The sequence below is a fragment of the Bacillus horti genome (genome assembly GCF_030813115.1).
Taxonomy (GTDB): Bacteria; Bacillota; Bacilli; order Caldalkalibacillales; family JCM-10596; genus Bacillus_CH; species Bacillus_CH horti.
This window is the reverse complement of record NZ_JAUSTY010000012.1, coordinates 43,093-60,198: the sequence shown is the minus strand read 5'-3', so window position 1 is coordinate 60,198 and position 17,106 is coordinate 43,093. Positions and strand designations below refer to the sequence as shown.

Genomic DNA, 17,106 nt, shown 5'->3' with positions numbered 1-17,106 from the left:
TACTCATAATAAAGTGTGTATAATTAAAGTAAAAACCGTAAAGAAGAAATAGGGGTGTCTTAAGTCATGAAGCAGAATAAGTATGATGATCAGCAATTTTTTTCAGCATATGAAAGGATGGAAAGGTCAGTAAAAGGACTTGAAGGCGCAGGAGAATGGTATGTATTCCAAGCCTTATTACCCGAACTTAGGGATAAAAGCGTTCTTGATTTAGGCTGTGGATTCGGTTGGCACTGCCGTTATGCTCTTGAGCAGCAAGCAAGCACCGTAGTAGGAGTAGATATTTCTGAGAATATGTTACAAAAAGCTCGTCAAATGACAGATGATCCTCGTGTCTCCTATCTGAACACGGCCATAGAGGATATTAAATTTACAGACGCTCAGTTTGATGTCGTAATTAGTTCATTAGCTTTTCACTATGTCGAGTCCTTCCGTGATATAAGCCAGAAAATCTATCAATGTTTGAAAAAAGAAGGGGTTCTCATCTTTTCAGTTGAACACCCTATTTTTACATCCTGTGCCCAACAAAATTGGTATTATGATAACAACGGAAATCGACTGCATTGGCCAGTAGACAATTATCAAATGGAGGGCGAACGGGAAACCTCTTTTTTAACAGATCATGTGCTAAAATACCATCGGACCATTTCAACATACATGAATGATTTAATTCAAGCTGGTTTTAGTCTTACAGCAGTCAAGGAGCCAGCCCCCTCTGACGAAATGCTAAAGAATAATCCAGATATGCAGGACGAGACCCGTAGACCTATGTTTCTAATCATCTCAGCTACAAAAGAATAGAAAAAAGGACTTCCTTTAGCTTAATTAGCTGAAAAGTCCCTTTCTCTGCCTCCTGATGTCATTTACTTATTTATAAGATGCTTTATAGATGAGTAAATCTATCACGGAGGTTTTTGTATATCACTTAAATTGCCTTAAAATTATTCTAAGAAGAATCCATACGATTCCTATTACTAAAGCCGTAAAGCTTACATAAATAAAATTCCATTTAATAAACGTAAATACTGGAGTCATTTCAGCTATAACAGGAGATTGTGACGGAAAACGAGCCATTGTAATCGAAGCAAAGACATTCTCTAGATAGTCAAAAACAAGGCCTCCAAGTGGAAGAAGATTAACCATTCTAAGAAGATTGTTTTTACTACACTTTTTGAAAGTAACACTAAGAGATGTAACTAAGAAAAAGAAATACACCAAAGGCCAAATGACATCAAATGTAAAACGTGAACGTATGTAATACGCTCTCCCTTCCTCCCCATAGGCTTCAGCCAGCCTATACAAATCTGTAGAAGAATAAATATATGAAGAATCTGGTGATTCACCGCTCCCTACAGCCTCTTTTGAGCGTTCTGCCGTCTCTGGAAGTATGAAAAAGATAAAGGAGAAAAACAGGAGGGTAGCTAGGATGAGCACCTTCCAGTTTGATCTATTTGACATCCAAGCTGATACTTTTTTTAATAGTTTCATTTGTCTCCCCCTAACTCTATTGACGGGCTCAGTATAGCTCAGGTTGTTATCCAATTGCTACAGTAAATTATTCTTTATTAGATCCATCCTTCAAGAGCACAGTTCTTTTCACTTTTCACAAAAAAATATTTTATAGATATTATTATAAAACGTTTGATATTATATAGACTATAAAATAAAATATCTATATTATTATGCAAAAAACAAATAAAGGAGTTTTACATGGATAGCTATAATAAATCATTGTTAGATAACATTCAGTTTCAATTCAGTATATCAAAGCAACTATTGAATTATCATCTAAAAACTTTAAATCAAGAAGAGTACATGTGGCGATCTCCGAATAGTGGGCTTTATTTAAAGAATGAAGATGGTGTTTGGAAAGCAGAGCTTCCTGAAACAGAGTCTTATGATTTAGGAACACCGAGTATAGCATGGACGTTATGGCACATTACTTATTGGTGGGAAATGGTGTTTGATTACTCTTTCAGCGAAGGAAGATTGACCTTAAATGAAGTAATAGTCTATGAAGATGTAGCCTCAGTAAAAAAACATTTACATTATCTCACTGAGAAGTGGGAAGAAAAGTTAGCCAATTTATCTTCTGAGGAGCTATTGAGTAAGACACTCACTAAATTTCCATTCGAAAATCAGGTTGAATTCCATAAACTAGCTTCCTGGCTAAACCTTGAATTAATGAAGAATGCTTCTGAAATTGGTTATGCTAGATTTGATTACGCTTCGTCAAAAAAATAATTAAAGCAAAAGGTGCAAACCCCCAAGGACCTAATGTGAGCTTGGGATTCGCACCTGTTAGCAATGTTTTTATATAAGCTTTTCTAACAAAACCTTTAAAGAAGAAGCAGCCTTAATCTCAGTGGCAAATCGGTCATTTAATTGGACAGCGTTAACAGCCATTTCACTAGATAGTCCTGTTAAGTACATCTCAGCTCCAACTAAGGACAGAACAGCCTCAAGTTTGACAATTCCCTCTATATCATAGTTAGTTAGCTTTGTTAATCCTGAAACATCGAGAATCAGTGTTTTTGTTTGTGTTTTTACAATATAATCCGAAGCTTCATTAAAAACGGTTTCAAAGCGTTGGTCACTCATTTCTCCTACTAAAGGAATGACAGCAACATCATTGACTAAGGGAACAATTGGACAAGCCAATGCTTTTACTTCTGCAACTGACTTCTTATATTTTTCCTCTACTAGCTTCCGTTCTGTAACATCTCTTTGCACACCAATAAAATAATGGCGATCTTCTTCCTCCATATACAATGGATCTACTGATAAACTATTCCAAAACTCTGTTCCATCTTTTTTATAGTTTAGGATTTCAACAAACACGGATTCTTTCTTTTGAATACCTGTTCTTAATTTATCTACGTCAGAAGCTGCGGTTTCAAGCCCTTGCAAAAACCTACAATTTTCCCCTAAGATTTCGTCTAAGGTATATCCGGTCATATCCACAAAGCCTTTATTGGCGTAGACAATTGGGTTATCTTCTAAATTTGGGTCAGTAATTAATACACCCGCTCTTGTATAGTTAAGAGCTTCTATCAGGACTTTATAGTTAGATAAAATTTGATTCATAGTAGCCTCCTGAAGTTCTAGATTAATCTCTCCTATACAGCCGTCCTCATTATTTTAACATATATATTGTGTAAGCTTACTTCCAGATTCCTACAAGCTAAACAAAATTCAATTCATCATTTGCCTCATATTTGAAGCTTGTCTAAATACCCACACATATACACACTCGCCCAGTTCTATGCATAGGCTAGAAAAAACAAGGGAAGGAACTTGTCCATGTCCTACAATTTATTTTATAGGGTTGACCCTATTCTAGACGATGTCGCTAAGGCAATCAACGGTGAGTACAGTGCTATTTCCTGTTATGAACAGCTTGCTAAGCTGGCCCCAAATGCGGAAGAAAGGGAGCAGATCCTCGAAATTAGAAACGATGAAATAAAGCATTTTCACACTTTTTCTCACATCTATACGTCTTTAAGTGGGAGACAGCCTACTCCTCACATTTCTGAACCATGTCCTTCCGAGTACGTAGCTGGACTTAACTTTGCGATAAAAGATGAACAAAATACAGTCGATTTCTACTTAGAAATCTCAGATAAAGCGACTGATCCTTTTGTAAAAGAGGCATTTAAACGAGCTGCAGCTGATGAGCAGAATCATGCGGTATGGTTTTTATATTTTTTAACAAGAGAGAAGAGATAGTAATAAATTTTTGTTTAGCTAAACCTTAAAAGTTGACTAATAAATCTGTGACCCATAGTCTTCGTTCTGCAAAAAGAAAGAAGGCTACAACCATTAAGGATATTTCGGGACGTAATAAGCGAGAAAGAGAGCTACAGAATCAGCCTATTGACTCTTAATTATTGATTTATCTGGCTTACATAGCATTCATTCTCTTGAGGAATTTGAAAGTATATCTATGGTTGCCGATCAGTTAGATGAACAAGCCCGAATACTCGGGGACAAGGATAGCTAATCCTATGGGAATGACTACAAATAGAAATTTATTATTAGAGGACCTTGACTCTGCTAAATTTGCTCGAGTTTAGGTTCTTTCTACTATTTCAAAACATTCTAGCATTATGACGTACCCCTCTATTTACATGCTCTCCAAATAACCCTGCCGATATTTTAGAAAGCCACACAGCTTTATATCAATTCACCCAAATGCGTTGTAATAAAGGGCGCTGTTCAGAGCTCTTCTCTTCAAATAAAAGCTCAAATACGTCTGGATTCGTCATCCTCTCCCACTCCTTAAATCCCATTTGAGGATCAAAATAATGAAGGAGGAGGGATATCAGGTTACCATGAGAAACGATTACAGCATTAGTATGGTTACTTTGGAGAATGTCATTAAGTACATGTAAAATGCGTTGTGTAGCTTCATGGCTAGACTCTCCACCCTCATAATGTAAATCTAAGTCGTCGAACGTCCTGCGCAGCATATCATACCAATCTGGATGATCCTTAGCTGTAAGAATTCTCTCAGTTAATCTATCATCTAGCTGAATTTCTAACTGTCGGTGTTGAGCTAGGGGCTTGATCGTTGCATGTGCTCTCTCATATGGACTTGAAACGATATAATCAATATTCCTATCTGTAAAAAAATCAGCTAATTCAATAGCTTGCTTTTCTCCCTGCTCCGTCAATTCAGCTGACGGTGCTTGCTCTTCTGCTTTACAGTGCCTCACAACGAATATACGTTTCATAGTCTGAAACTCCTCTCGCTTTATTGCTTCCTTCTATTTTTAAACGAGCTTATTTAGAATCTCAGCGTATTGCTCCTGCCAATGCTTCCACTCTATTTTTCGTTCAACCTCTTTGCCGTCATCCTGTATCGCTTCAATGAACTGCAAGCATACATGCCAGCCAGCAAGATCCTTGGAGCTGTGATCCGTAATGGATGTAATTGTTTCTTTTAAGATTAAGAGACAGCCTCCTGGCTCTTCGATTAATTCAAAGTGTACAATGTCTTCTCCCCAGGTGTACTTTAAAATGGACAAAGGCTCTCTCCTAAAGTTCATGTCACTATATTACTAAAAAGGAATATAACTCTCAAGTGATATTTAAGTAAATCTGTTTTCAAAATTTATAGTTTCCTCAACTCGTCTGCCCTTACTATACTCTCTTTTAACCAAGGTGGAGCGCTAAGATGTTCCAATACTTCGTCTGTCGTCAGCCAATGTACAGCATCTACCTCATCTGGACTTTTGTTATAAGCTGTACCTTTATCGTATTCACATAAAAGCACTACATTGATAACCTGTCTTCCATCATCTAATCCGAACAGTGAACTGTATATGTATGTTATCGTATCCTTCAGTTCAACACCTACCTCTTCATATACCTCTCTTCTAACTGTCTTCTCTAAAATATCCAACGTGTTTTCCTTTTCAGGATCGACCTTTCCCCCAACAAAGGATAGCGTTCCTCCGGCATGCTCTTCTTTCACACTCCTAGTAATTAATAGCCATTTATCACCTTTGTATACGGCACCTTCAACATTGACGATGAACATGGATCTTATTCTCCCTATAGATTATATTTTTGAAGCGCAACTATTTAGTATTATTCTTATCAATTGTAAATGAAATCGTTGTCCCTTGTTCCTTTGTGCTTTCAATCTGAAGACCCTTACCATACTTCCTAATTAACCGTAGGTTTGTGTTGTACAAACCAACCCCAAAACCTTCACTTGGACTTTTGTCCATAACTTGCTTTTGGACAGTCTCCTCTATTCCTACCCCATTATCCACAACAGAAAATCGTATATATTTGTTTTCCTCTACCACCCTTATCCAAATCTCTCCACCACGAGAACGCTTCATAATTCCATGTCTAACTGCGTTTTCTACTAAAGGCTGAATGGTAAGTAGCGGAATTTTGAAATAGCTATAATGATCGATTTCCCAATGCACTTGTAGCCTATCCTGAAACCTCTCTTGCTCAATAGTCAAATAGGAACGGACTATGCTAAGCTCTTCCTCTATAAAAATCATATCATCTATATTCCTGAAGTTAATCTTATGTCTAAGGAAGCTACTGAACGCATCAAGCATTTTTCGCATGCGCTTAGTATCTATTTCGCTTAATGCTGTAATTGCGTTTAACGTGTTGAATAGAAAATGAGGCTGGATCTGTGCCTGTAGCCACGAAGCTTCTAGCTTAATTCGATCACGTACCGATTTCCTAACCTCTGTTAAGGCCATTACCCGAGCTTTAATCTCCAGGGGCTCAACTGGTTTTGTAACATAATCATTAGCCCCAGATAGAAATCCAAGCTCAATATCTAGTGGTTGACTTCTTGCTGTTAAAAGCAAGATAGGAAGCTCTGTTAGCGTAAAACGCTCTCTAATTCTCCTGGTCAGTTCATACCCAGACATGTGTGGCATCATCACATCTGTAATAACAAGATCCCAATCCCCTTCTTCGAGGGCCACTAGTGCTTTTTTTCCACTAGTGACAGTCATCATATCGTAGTTTTCTGCTGATAGAATCGTTTCTAGGACATTTAGGTTAACGGGGTCATCATCTATCAGCAGCACTCGTGGGCGATCCTCCTTGAACGTAATCCTTTCAGTCGACACATCGTGATTAGTTGCCAATGTTTCATCTAGCCAAACGGAAGGATTAGCTCCTTCCTTCGGCATCTCCTGTATCTGTGAGCTCTCCGCTAAAGGCAGGCTAAAGATAAATGTTGTTCCTTTATCAGGCACAGACCTAGCCTGTAATTCTCCTCCCTGTAGCTCAACTAGCTTTTTACTAATGCTTAGCCCCAGCCCAAAGCCTCCCTCTATCATCGTCGTTTCTACAGATGCCTGCTCATAGGGCAGAAATACTCGATTTAAGGTTTCTGCGTCCATTCCTATTCCCGTATCAGAGATCGTAATAAAAGCCCGACCCTTTTTGACATATCCCTGTATAGTCACCTCTCCTTCATTTGTATACTTTAAGGCATTGTGAAGGAGATTAAACAGAATCTGAATAGTACGATTCTCATCCGCAAAAATGTATGGAAAATTTTCAGGAATCTTATTGATAAGCCTTACGGGCTTTCCTTTGGTCATGAAATAGAGCATATCAAAAACACCCATCACAATCGTTTGGAGTGAAAAACACTTGTACTGTAAGCGTGGCTTCTTTTCCTGGAGCCTTACTGAATCAAGCAAATCATCCAACATCACTGACATTCTGCGTCCCACAGAAATGACTGTTCCAATATCCCTCCTACTCCTTTCATTTAATGAGTGCCGTTCTCTCTCTAGCACCGCTTGCGACATATTCAGAATACCATGCAAAGGATTTCTTAATTCGTGAGATGTATTAGCCAAAAATTCATCCTTCACCTTGTCTGCTTCCATAAGCTTAGCCGCTAGCTTCTGTGTTTCATGATTAACCTGGAAGTATTTCTTAAACCAGATGGAGGCAAAGCACGCAGCAGCAATAATAAGGTCAAAAGGATAGTAAATGACCTTAATACCTGTGAAAAGAAAGTAAGTCCACCATGCAAAGCTACTTCCAAGAGCAGTTAGAGATAGAAAAAGGAGAAGATTATTTCTTAGATTTTTCATAGAGTCACGCAATAATGCTATTAAGGCCAGTACAATTGATGTAGTAATGAGAAGAATATACAATAACTGAAAGGAAACACCGTAACGTACTGGTAGCAGTATAGCTAAGATTACACTACAGACACATAGAATAGAGAAAATCGGATGAAAGATACGCCAAAAGCGAGAGTCTCTATGCGGTATGCATTGAAGAAGCGTATAGGCGACCCCTATCATGGAAAGAGCAACAAGCTTAAATCCCCACTCATAGCTTATCGGAAGCCAAAGATTAAGTATTTTTTCCTCGCTACCAAGAATGTTCATAAACATCGCACTAAGGGTTAATAAGGAAAAGTACAGGAGCCTTCGTTCCTTCGCACCTACAAAAAATAAAATAAACGCGTAAATAGCATGTATTAAAAATACAACAGCAACCATTTGCTGCATGAATATGGAGAGCTGTGTTTCGCTAGCAACGGCTCTCTCTGTTCCAAATTTTATAGAACGAATAATCCCACTATTGCGTGGATCCTTGAAGTTTGCTGCCTGTATAACAACCTCAATAATAGCTTCATCATTTGATGTAAATGTAGCAGAGTAAGGAACATTATTCGCCTTGTACTCCTCTAAGCTCTCTCCCAATTCTCCAGACTGTGCAAGAAGCCTTCCGTTCACATACAAGGCAGATGCGCTTCGAACGCTGGGTATTCGAAGGCTATAGTTTAGGTCCGTATCTGGATTAACTAGAATTTGTAACCGATAAGACCCGTATCCATAAGGTGTCCCTTGCCCTGAATCCATCTGAGCACTCCATGAACCAGGGACATCAATAAGCTGTCTATTTCCCACTTGTTCATCTAAATCTCCATGACTGGTTAGCCATGTATGACTATAAATTTCCCATTCTCCGTCCAAAGTGATAGGTCGGCTTTCAGCAGCCTCCCAATCGCGTAAATCTAGCACTCCATCGACAGCATACGGTTGGTTTACACTTTGAAAAGACATATTCCATAGAATACGTGCAGTAATAAGGATCGTTACAAATATGAAAAATATGATAATTATATTTCTTCTTACACGCAGGTTTTGCTGAATAGGCAATTCGTTTAACTCCTTAGACATACTAGGTAGTGGAAAATAATTGTAGTATGTGTTAATCTTTCAAACTATCAAGAGTATACCCTATAAAAATTACTAAGTTCAATGAAATATTCTATCTCTTTACTTATATCTCGGAATAAAGAAATACATATTTAATAGTTAAAAAGAAAGTACCCTTCAAAACAATAAGGATACTTTTTTGTATAAAATTATTTTCTCTTGTAAATACCTAAATATTCTCTCCAAGGCCCCACGTCCATCCGATACCTCTCAGCCATGACCCGAACCACTTGAGCGATGTGTGTTAAATCATGGACGACCCACGTTGAAAGTAACTCCCTTACCTTGACAGTACCAAATTCAGGATGCAAGCCTGTTTTTTCAAAATGCTCCTCAAGATCAGGGATTGCTGTTAGCTTTGCCATATTTGAAGCTCTGATCTCCTTAAACTCTAGTAGGCTCAGCTCGATCTTTCTTTCCGATTCTTTGTTTATGTGAGAGTAACGATCGAAAGGAGGAAAAGGTTTACTTTCTCCGGCGGTTAAAATATGCTCTAATCTTGGCAGCCAGTTGTATTTTTCCGCTTCAATAAGGTGTTCAATCACTTCACTGACGGTCCATGTCCCTTCCCCTTCGGAGATCTGTAACCAGCTAGGGGATAGCCCCGAAAGAAAAAGATCTAAGGATAGGGGTGTTCGCTCCAGAATTTCAATTGCTTCCTTCTTATTATAATTCATACACATTCTCCTCTCTTTTTTTGAATTTTTACTTCTGCTGATAAATATCTTTATTATACAATCTTACAATTTTTAGTGCTTGAGGAGCAACTGTGGAGTTGCTTATACTTGACATGCAATCTAGAGGTTGCCTATACTCAATATATGAATAGAGAGATAGACGTTATATTCAAAGCACTTGGCGACTCGACTAGACGACTTATATTAGACGAATTATCCGAACGCAACGAGCAAACTTTATATGAACTGACGGTGCGTCTTATTACGAAGCATAATCTTTCCATTACACGACAGGCGATAGCTAAACATCTTTCTGTATTGGAGGAGGCGGGGCTCGCAAAATCAGAGAAAAAAGGAAAGTATCGAGTGGTTATATTCAACAACGAACCACTTAAAAACTTGTTGAAAAAGTGGGTGAAGGAAGAGTAATTACCGTTTCTGCTGATTGTATGGCTTTTATGAATTAGGACAAGATTGTTTGTAAATCAGCACCACTATACCGTTTAATATCAAAGGAGGCAAATAATATGTTGAAAATCATTGTTACCAGTTTATTCGTCCAAGATCAAGATAAGGCATTGGAGTTTTATACAGAAAAGCTAGGCTTTGTAAAAAAGCATGACATACCCGTCGGAAAATTTAGGTGGATAGCCGTTGTACCTCCAGATGAGCAAGAAGGTACCGAGCTCTTACTCGAACCGAACGATCATCCTGCCGCCAGAGAGTATCAGAAGAAAATATTTGCCGATGGTATCCCAGCAACTATGTTTGGCGTTGCTGATATTCATTCGGAATATAAACGCTTACTGGAAAATGGCGTGAAGTTTACTATGGAGCCAACCAAAATGGGTGAGATCACTATAGCTGTCTTCGACGATACAGTAGGCAATCTTATTCAAATTGCGCAGAGGTAACTTCTTGACGAAGGATTGTATGCGTTTTATATTCAATATCATTAACGAAGCCTAATAAAATGCAGCGAACAGTTCAACATTTCCGGCTGTTCGCACAATCATTCCCTCACGCTCGAGTTCAGCAAAACTTTTCATACACTCAATCGCAGGAACAAAGTCATCCTTTTCCGCTAGGATAGCTAGAATAGGTGCTGCGATATTTTGTAAGGCTGGTAATGGGTCATAGGAAAGCTCTGCATCCCAAATATGCTTGGCAGCCAGCTCTATGACTTCAGGGGACAATCCCTTAAAGCGCGCTAAAGCTGTATCCTCAAACCAAGTGAAATTATTTAGTTGCTGTAAAAGGGACGCGAGTAAGTTTGCATCTCCATTTCTTAGTAACCCAAAAACAGCGAGCATGGAGCTCTTTGCTTCTTCTACGGTAGTAGGGTCATAGCCTCTTATCTGTAAAGTCCGTTCTGTTTCATATTGTAAGGCTCTCCAAAGCGGCACTCCCCCACCAACGACAGGAATAACGAAAGCAATAGTAGGATAAAGTCTTGCTGCTTCAATTACTACCCAAGCTCCATGACTAATCCCTAGAGCTCCCACACGATTGGATTCAATATCTTACTCCCCATTTACATGTGGTTTTCCTATTTTTTTCAGCCTCATTATTCTCTAAACTGGACACTTTACACCTCTATTCTCTTTGTTATCATTTTATGTAATTGAATCAATTTCATAATGCATCTTCTTAAAAATGCTCGCAAGAGCAGAATTTCCAAAAATTCTTTTTAAAAAGGTTATGCGACTGCTTGTACTTCCTGTAGCCTTAGGTTGATTCGATCAGAAGCTAATTTTGAAGCATTGTAAACAAGGGTAACTAGATCAACGTGAAACTTTGCTTTCTTTCCTGTTCTATGACGGATGTTATTTAACTGAAAGTAGGATTTTAAGTAAGCAATAACCCGTTCTACAGCGGATCGTTCCTTATATACATCCTTCCATTTCTGTGATCCTCGTGCTGGAGCTGTATAACGTCGTAAATCCGTTTTAATTCTTATCTTGTAAACACTTTGACACAGAGAATCATGGGCTAGCGGACAATCCTTGCACTCCTTTGGACGTGTATATTTCAAACTCATGTATTTGGGGTCAAAGCTATCATACTTATACGAGTGCTCGCGTACACAAGTAGGAGCAAAGTACTTGTCGAACCCGACGGGTTCCGATTCGTTCTTTTTGTTATACGCAATAACGGACTGTGCACCAATACGATAAACCTGTTTGTAAATCGCAGCATAGTCATACCCGGAGTCCATGATCGCATGCTTGACTAAAAGATCTAACAACCGTTCTTTAAGCCCTTTTAACAGAGGAATGGCGGCTTTGCCATCATTTAGACTCCCCGATGAAAGCATGGATTGCAGGATATATTGGCTCTTGGTACCTACAGCCAAATGACTTTTGTAGCCAAACCAGAATACATTTTTACCTGCACTATTTTTCTTTACTCCCCATTCGGGAGTAAGTGGAGTAGACGTTCTAAGTTCCTCAAGCGTTACGTCTAATTGGGATTCAATTGTTTTCTCATAGATGGTGGCATTCGCTTCTTGTTCGGCTTTCTCTAAAAGCCATTGTTCATGCTCCGCTTTTGTTTTACGACCACGTTTTTTGGGCTGGGGTTCTTCCTTTTCCTCCTTTGGAGGAGATTGATCTCTGGCTTCAACGTGTGTGGAGTCTATGGATACGTTATGGTCATCAATGAATCCTTCGGTTAGGGCTTGAATGAGAAGCTTTTCTTGAACTTTTTCTAAGATATGACTTTCACTTAATTTGTTGATCATTCTGGAATAAGAAGCTTCCGATGGAACGCCATCAGATAATAAAAATCCACAATCTAAGCGAAAGATAAAATCGTTTTTCAGACGCTTGATTAAGTCCTTTATCCTAGGAATTCTCTCCGTTATTCGGGCTACTAAAGAATAAATCATGGCAGGGTAGTTCAATTCAACAGGAGCACCATAGACTGATTTCTTAGAGACCACAGCTAAGATAGGATAGATGTCAATAGCAGAGAAAACCCCTTCAAATCGATGGGTAGGTTCTAAGTCAAATAATTCTTCTAGGCTAAACAGGCTTCCTTGTCTTATAATGGACATAGGGAGTTTCCCTCCAATCTCTATTTTTTGTGTGGTAACAATAAATTCGAGATTATGGGGAGGTACTCCTTTTTTTGCGCTTAAAAAGCCTTGAGCCCGTTGGGCTCAGATTTATGAAATTGATTCAATTGTATCTATTAATCAAGAAGTTTTTCATTAGCAAAATTAAAAGGCATAAGCCCGGAATAACCCCGAACTTATGCCCACATAGCAGCTTAATGAAATAACGGAGATAATTATGACTTTAGTTTCATAATCATGGTTCTTTAACTGTACCTGTTTGGCGCTCCGAAAAAACGGAATATTCCCCACCTGATGCTTCCTCAGACGCGAATACATTAGCAGACAAGCTCATAACTACCGCAACGACAAAAAGCAATGACAGCAGCTTTCTTCCCATTGTTAGACCTCCTTTCTTTCATTTGAGATTACTTCCACTTTCAAACATATTATCGTATATGGGATAAAAAATAAAGATAATTATTAGAATATTTTGATTAATATTATGTTTCTACCTTAATATAAGCTGTGTAGCCTCTTCGAGAGTCACACTATGTTCTGTAATATTTTTCATATCTTTCAAGCGCACTTTACCGCCCCTAGCTTCATCATTACCTATTAGAATGACAAAAGGTATTTCATTAGCAGAAGCAGCTGAAAGGGATTTTTTTAGTTTTCGTTTACTCAAATCTATTCTTGTACGAATCCCATTCCCGCGAAGCGTAGCTGTTAATTTAAGCGCTTCTGATATAGCTTCCTCACCAATAGGAATGACCACGACCTTAGGCTGAGGAAGGCTTAACGAGTTGATTTTACTCGATTTCATTATCTCCATGATGGATTCCATTCCAAATGATAGGCCTACGACTGGATAAGGAATATCCTCCCTAGTTATTAGCTTTCCAATAATTGAATCGTATCTCCCCCCTCCTCCTAAGCTTGAGGTGAAGCTACCTGTAGCATCTAAAATCTCATAAACTGTTCCAGTATAAAAGGAAAGACCTCTAGATAAAAAAGGATTAAATTTAGAGATACGTTCCATACCTAGACTATCAATAAGCTCTTGTAGAGCACATACCTCCAAAGTACCCTTCCTATTTTCAAGACCATATGCTTGCACTAAATCATTAATGGGCATATTTTCAGCATTCATAAACTTAGCTAGCTTTGCTGTTACCGACGGATGTATTCCCTTACTATCTAGCTCTTTCATCACTCCGTCACATCCTACTTTTTTGACTTTATCTAAGGTGAGCATCACAGATATCTTTTCTTTTGGTGGCACTCCAAGGCTTTCCAGAATATCCCCCATGAATTCTCTATTGTTCCATTCCACTATAATGGGTATATCTAACCTCTTAAAGACTTCAACCGCCGCTTGCAAAAGCTCTGCCTCAGCTTCTGCTCCTGCTATTCCAGCTATATCTACATCACATTGAAGAAACTCACGCAAACGCCCCTTCTTTACTGGACCATCTCGATACACCTTACCAATTTCATATCTTTTAAACGGTAGGGAAATTCCGGGATTCAAAGCAAGTACCTTAGCAAATGGAATAGTAAGATCATACCTAAGCCCAAGCCTTCTGCTCCCCTGATCCGTTAGTTGATACATTTCCTTCAAAATTTCATCACCGCCCGCATATTTGGATGTTAGGAGCTCAAGCTCATTTAAAACAGTTGATTCCATTCCATTAAAATCATAGAGCTCGAAAACCTCCTCTAACACATTTTGTATCCTTTTCCTAAGCGCTTGTTCTTTACCGAAAAAATCATACGTACCTTTTACATTTTGCATAAATTTCTTCCTTTCATTTGTTTTAGTTATCAGTTATAAGGAAAAATAAAAAACGCGCAAGACCTCTTGGTCCTACGCGCTTCGTATGCCGTAGGGAGGCTAACGCGAATAGCGCTAGCCCACCCTAGATACATTTAAGATGTGCTACCGCTGTTTAATATGATGAAGTTGATTTAAAACTGGATAATTCATAGCTTTAAACCCTCCAAAGTGTAAATTAAAATGATTATATCAGGAAAGGGAGAAGGTTGCAATCCAATATCTTTTCACTTCATTACCATCTTTCTCAAAGAAGCTGGTATCGGGTATTCCACCATTCTTAATAATAACGTTTCCATTTGATCCTCCTATCCCGACTCACGAATAACAAGCTCTGGATCAAGAATAATACGCTGCGGCTCACTGACAAGTCCGTTCAGTCTTTGATGCAGCAGATCAGCAGCTAATTTGCCCACCTTTCTTGGGAAGGAGGAAACGGTGGTAAGGCTTGGGTAGAAGCTTTCTGCATCGGGAATGTTATCAAAGCCGACAATATCAATATCCATTCCAGGCACTAAATTCCTGCGACGCAGGTAGAGCATCACCCCTAAAGCGACCACATCATTGTAGCAAAATACAGCAGTAGGAGGCTCTGTGACACCTAATAGCTGCTCGATCCCCTTGATTCCTTCTTCACGTGTAGCAGAAATGTTTAGTACTAAGTGTTCATCAATCTGAAGACCAGCCTGTTCTAAGGCAAGCTCGTAGCCTTTTTTTCTGTCCTGTGAAGCTGATGACGCTAGTGGCCCCCCTAGATAAGCAATTCTTTTGTGTCCCTTTTTGATTAAATGCTCTACAGCCAACTGACCTCCAAGAATATTATTTATTCCTATGTAATCACAATCAAAGCCGGGAAACTCTCTAGCGATTTGAATAATTGGAACATCCCATTCCCTGTACTGTTTAAATACTGCTTCAGAGATATCAGAAACTGGACTTAAGATAATTCCCCCAGCACGATTCTCTAGCATAGCTGAAAGAATACGATCCTGCCTAAGCCCATTCTCAAAGGTTGTTCCAAGTACAACAGAATAACCACCCTTGTCTAGCGATTCATGAACACCAGCTAATAGCTCTGAGAAAAAGGGGTTAGAAATTTCCGTAATAATCATACCTACCGTATTTGAGGACTTCGACCTTAGATTAGCGGCTACTCGATCATAGACATAGCCAAGCTCCTTCATAGATTGTATGACCTTCTTAGCTGTCTTCTCAGGGATAAGAGGGCTGTTTCGAGCCACTAAAGAGGCCGTCGCCCTAGAGACACCAGCATGCTTAGCGACATTTTCCAAAGTAACACGTGTTCTATTATTTTGTGCCATCTTCTATCACCTGCTTCGTATTAATATTTATACTATCAAGGATACCCAAAATAAGGGGTAATAGCTATGTTTTATGTAACATTTTTCCCAAGTGTATGACCTAATCTATTCCTTTTAGGATAGCAAATAAGCACCAATGAGCACATTAACTACAATAAAACAAAGAACATAAATCAGATTATACTTAAGAAAATACAAGGGACTTGCTTGTATCTGAAAGGCTAGTACAGAAGGTGTTACATTAAAAGGGCTGACCAATATCATCCCGATTGCTGCACTTAATACAGCTAGAGCCAAGCCAGGAGGAAAGGAGGTCATAAACGTTCCTAAAAACGGAAGCAAGACAGAAATGCTCACCAAGGAGTGCAGCCCAAAGATAGCAAGCACCGCTATTAGCAAGGCTAGGAGTAAATAAAATAAAAATAGAGGATAACCTATGTACACACTCTCCAGCAAAGCTGAAATTCTATCAAATAACTCAGTAAACCCAAGCATCTCAATAAAAAATCCAGCCGATAGAAAAAGAGAAAAAAGTCCTCTTAGGTTAGGAAGATTCTTCACATTCATAGACCAAGAGAGCTTTAAAAATCTTTTTACACGTTTCAGAGACCAAGCCCATACTAAGGAAAAAGGGAAAAGGACTAGCGTAATAGCTAGTAATAAGCCTACGTCTAATACAGTACTTACGGTAACAATACTAACGACTAATAGAGCAATTGCACTCAGAAAGCCAAAGTAAGACTTTTTCCTAGATGATAGTTTGCTAGGCTCTTCTCCTAGCTCACTGCCCTTATATCTAGTACGCTGTATCCACATATCACCGATTAGAAAAATAAAGCTCACTCCTAATAATACAGGCAAAAGGAGCAGATAGCTTTGGGAGGTGTAATCAATTACTACAGCCACCGTAACCTCTAGAGGGCTCCAGAATAAGACCATCGTATAGGGTCTTAGGACGACCTTGGAATAATATTTTCTTCTCCACTTCTCACTGAATGATTGAAGAAGACTTTTGGTAGATTGGACGACGATAGAAACAGAAGCGACATTTAGGAAAAAAGTGAATATGTACGTCATTAGAGATGTTTTTACGTACAGTGTACCTGCATTTTTCGTTTTAGAGCTCACAAATTGACGTAAATCAAGATCAAATTTCCCCACTCGAATGACCGCATGGATAAAGGTAAGCACAATAAATAAGGATAGAATGTTAAGCAATGAACCAAAATGGGTCAAGATATCGACCTTATTAGGGTGATACAGCCACCAGCAAATCAGTCCAATACCCATAAAAAACCAAGATAGATAGAAATAAAGCCCTCGCTTAGTTAGATTAGAAAGGAGGATAAAAATACACAATACGCCTATTAACCATTGAATAGAAGCATGTGATGTAAATTGACTAATGACGTATAGGAGTATAAGGGATATATACGTGTAAATAATGGCAGAATCCCCTCACTTAAGAAGAAAG

General features: G+C 38.7%; 18 protein-coding genes. 5 read left to right on the top strand and 13 right to left on the bottom strand.

The annotated features are described in order from the left end of the window. Nucleotides 1-66: 66 nt before the first annotated feature. Nucleotides 67-801, top strand: coding sequence for a class I SAM-dependent methyltransferase (locus J2S11_RS14295; RefSeq protein WP_307395679.1), 735 nt, complete (start codon nt 67-69; stop codon nt 799-801). Nucleotides 802-921: 120 nt separating this feature from the next. On the opposite strand, the gene J2S11_RS14290 is transcribed toward J2S11_RS14295, so the two are convergent. Continuing rightward, complete coding sequence (locus tag J2S11_RS14290) at nt 922-1,488, bottom strand: hypothetical protein (protein WP_307395677.1); 567 nt, start codon at nt 1,486-1,488, stop codon at nt 922-924. 222 nt (nt 1,489-1,710) lie between these two features. Here J2S11_RS14290 and J2S11_RS14285 point away from each other — a divergent pair, with 222 nt between their 5' ends. Next, a complete protein-coding gene (locus tag J2S11_RS14285) occupies nt 1,711-2,244 on the top strand; it encodes a DinB family protein (protein ID WP_307395675.1) in 534 nt (177 codons plus the stop codon). A 69-nt stretch (nt 2,245-2,313) separates the two neighbouring features. Here the strand turns inward: J2S11_RS14285 and ytvA are convergent, their stop codons facing one another. Further along, entirely contained in the window at nt 2,314-3,087 is a 774-nt protein-coding gene (ytvA, locus tag J2S11_RS14280; protein ID WP_307395673.1) for a YtvA family blue-light photoreceptor, read from the bottom strand. Nucleotides 3,088-3,303: 216 nt separating this feature from the next. On the opposite strand from ytvA, the gene J2S11_RS14275 reads away from it, so the two are divergent. Next, nucleotides 3,304-3,729 (top strand): ferritin-like domain-containing protein, encoded by a 426-nt coding sequence (locus J2S11_RS14275; protein ID WP_307395672.1) that lies wholly within the window; start codon nt 3,304-3,306, stop codon nt 3,727-3,729. Nucleotides 3,730-4,181: 452 nt separating this feature from the next. Here the strand turns inward: J2S11_RS14275 and J2S11_RS14270 are convergent, their stop codons facing one another. From J2S11_RS14270 to J2S11_RS14250, 5 genes are all read right to left on the bottom strand, one after another. Beyond that, nucleotides 4,182-4,736 (bottom strand): histidine phosphatase family protein, encoded by a 555-nt coding sequence (locus J2S11_RS14270; protein WP_307395671.1) that lies wholly within the window; start codon nt 4,734-4,736, stop codon nt 4,182-4,184. A 39-nt stretch (nt 4,737-4,775) separates the two neighbouring features. Continuing rightward, entirely contained in the window at nt 4,776-5,030 is a 255-nt protein-coding gene (locus J2S11_RS14265; protein WP_307395669.1) for an SRPBCC family protein, read from the bottom strand. A gap of 86 nt (nt 5,031-5,116) precedes the next feature. Then, nucleotides 5,117-5,545, bottom strand: coding sequence for an NUDIX hydrolase (locus J2S11_RS14260; protein WP_307395667.1), 429 nt, complete (start codon nt 5,543-5,545; stop codon nt 5,117-5,119). 40 nt (nt 5,546-5,585) lie between these two features. Further along, on the bottom strand, nt 5,586-8,678 hold the full coding sequence (locus J2S11_RS14255) for a hybrid sensor histidine kinase/response regulator (RefSeq protein ID WP_307395665.1): 3,093 nt from the start codon (nt 8,676-8,678) through the stop codon (nt 5,586-5,588). 209 nt (nt 8,679-8,887) lie between these two features. Next, a complete protein-coding gene (locus J2S11_RS14250) occupies nt 8,888-9,415 on the bottom strand; it encodes a DinB family protein (protein ID WP_307395663.1) in 528 nt (175 codons plus the stop codon). Between the two features lie 144 nt (nt 9,416-9,559). On the opposite strand from J2S11_RS14250, the gene J2S11_RS14245 reads away from it, so the two are divergent. Both J2S11_RS14245 and J2S11_RS14240 read left to right on the top strand, forming a co-directional pair. Beyond that, the gene (locus tag J2S11_RS14245) at nt 9,560-9,844 is read left to right on the top strand and encodes an ArsR/SmtB family transcription factor (RefSeq protein ID WP_307395802.1); all 285 of its coding nucleotides are present in this window, start codon (nt 9,560-9,562) and stop codon (nt 9,842-9,844) included. A gap of 101 nt (nt 9,845-9,945) precedes the next feature. Continuing rightward, the gene (locus J2S11_RS14240) at nt 9,946-10,329 is read left to right on the top strand and encodes a VOC family protein (RefSeq protein ID WP_307395800.1); all 384 of its coding nucleotides are present in this window, start codon (nt 9,946-9,948) and stop codon (nt 10,327-10,329) included. A 51-nt stretch (nt 10,330-10,380) separates the two neighbouring features. Here J2S11_RS14240 and J2S11_RS14235 read toward each other — a convergent pair whose 3' ends face one another. The 6 genes from J2S11_RS14235 to J2S11_RS14210 form a co-directional block, all read right to left on the bottom strand. Then, nucleotides 10,381-10,920 (bottom strand): hypothetical protein, encoded by a 540-nt coding sequence (locus tag J2S11_RS14235; protein WP_307395661.1) that lies wholly within the window; start codon nt 10,918-10,920, stop codon nt 10,381-10,383. A gap of 194 nt (nt 10,921-11,114) precedes the next feature. Next, nucleotides 11,115-12,473, bottom strand: a complete 1,359-nt coding sequence (locus tag J2S11_RS14230; protein WP_307395660.1) for a transposase — start codon at nt 12,471-12,473, stop codon at nt 11,115-11,117. Between the two features lie 256 nt (nt 12,474-12,729). Further along, nucleotides 12,730-12,873, bottom strand: a complete 144-nt coding sequence (locus J2S11_RS14225; protein ID WP_307395658.1) for a hypothetical protein — start codon at nt 12,871-12,873, stop codon at nt 12,730-12,732. A gap of 111 nt (nt 12,874-12,984) precedes the next feature. Beyond that, on the bottom strand, nt 12,985-14,271 hold the full coding sequence (locus J2S11_RS14220; protein ID WP_307395656.1) for a histidine--tRNA ligase: 1,287 nt from the start codon (nt 14,269-14,271) through the stop codon (nt 12,985-12,987). Nucleotides 14,272-14,618: 347 nt separating this feature from the next. Continuing rightward, nucleotides 14,619-15,632 (bottom strand): LacI family DNA-binding transcriptional regulator, encoded by a 1,014-nt coding sequence (locus J2S11_RS14215; protein WP_307395655.1) that lies wholly within the window; start codon nt 15,630-15,632, stop codon nt 14,619-14,621. A 114-nt stretch (nt 15,633-15,746) separates the two neighbouring features. Continuing rightward, nucleotides 15,747-16,991, bottom strand: a complete 1,245-nt coding sequence (locus tag J2S11_RS14210) for a hypothetical protein (protein WP_307395653.1) — start codon at nt 16,989-16,991, stop codon at nt 15,747-15,749. Nucleotides 16,992-17,106: the final 115 nt, after the last annotated feature.

Bases quoted from the DNA above. Each gene is read 5' to 3' on its own strand.
- J2S11_RS14220 (WP_307395656.1), bottom strand. From the start codon at position 14,271: ATGCAAAATGTAAAAGGTACGTATGATTTTTTCGGTAAAGAACAAGCG.
- J2S11_RS14260 (WP_307395667.1), bottom strand. From the start codon at position 5,545: ATGTTCATCGTCAATGTTGAAGGTGCCGTATACAAAGGTGATAAATGG.
- J2S11_RS14290 (WP_307395677.1), bottom strand. From the start codon at position 1,488: ATGAAACTATTAAAAAAAGTATCAGCTTGGATGTCAAATAGATCAAAC.
- J2S11_RS14225 (WP_307395658.1), bottom strand. From the start codon at position 12,873: ATGGGAAGAAAGCTGCTGTCATTGCTTTTTGTCGTTGCGGTAGTTATG.
- ytvA (WP_307395673.1), bottom strand. From the start codon at position 3,087: ATGAATCAAATTTTATCTAACTATAAAGTCCTGATAGAAGCTCTTAAC.
- J2S11_RS14295 (WP_307395679.1), top strand. From the start codon at position 67: ATGAAGCAGAATAAGTATGATGATCAGCAATTTTTTTCAGCATATGAA.
- J2S11_RS14245 (WP_307395802.1), top strand. From the start codon at position 9,560: ATGAATAGAGAGATAGACGTTATATTCAAAGCACTTGGCGACTCGACT.
- J2S11_RS14285 (WP_307395675.1), top strand. From the start codon at position 1,711: ATGGATAGCTATAATAAATCATTGTTAGATAACATTCAGTTTCAATTC.
- J2S11_RS14270 (WP_307395671.1), bottom strand. From the start codon at position 4,736: ATGAAACGTATATTCGTTGTGAGGCACTGTAAAGCAGAAGAGCAAGCA.
- J2S11_RS14250 (WP_307395663.1), bottom strand. From the start codon at position 9,415: ATGAATTATAATAAGAAGGAAGCAATTGAAATTCTGGAGCGAACACCC.
- J2S11_RS14230 (WP_307395660.1), bottom strand. From the start codon at position 12,473: ATGTCCATTATAAGACAAGGAAGCCTGTTTAGCCTAGAAGAATTATTT.
- J2S11_RS14275 (WP_307395672.1), top strand. From the start codon at position 3,304: ATGTCCTACAATTTATTTTATAGGGTTGACCCTATTCTAGACGATGTC.
- J2S11_RS14215 (WP_307395655.1), bottom strand. From the start codon at position 15,632: ATGGCACAAAATAATAGAACACGTGTTACTTTGGAAAATGTCGCTAAG.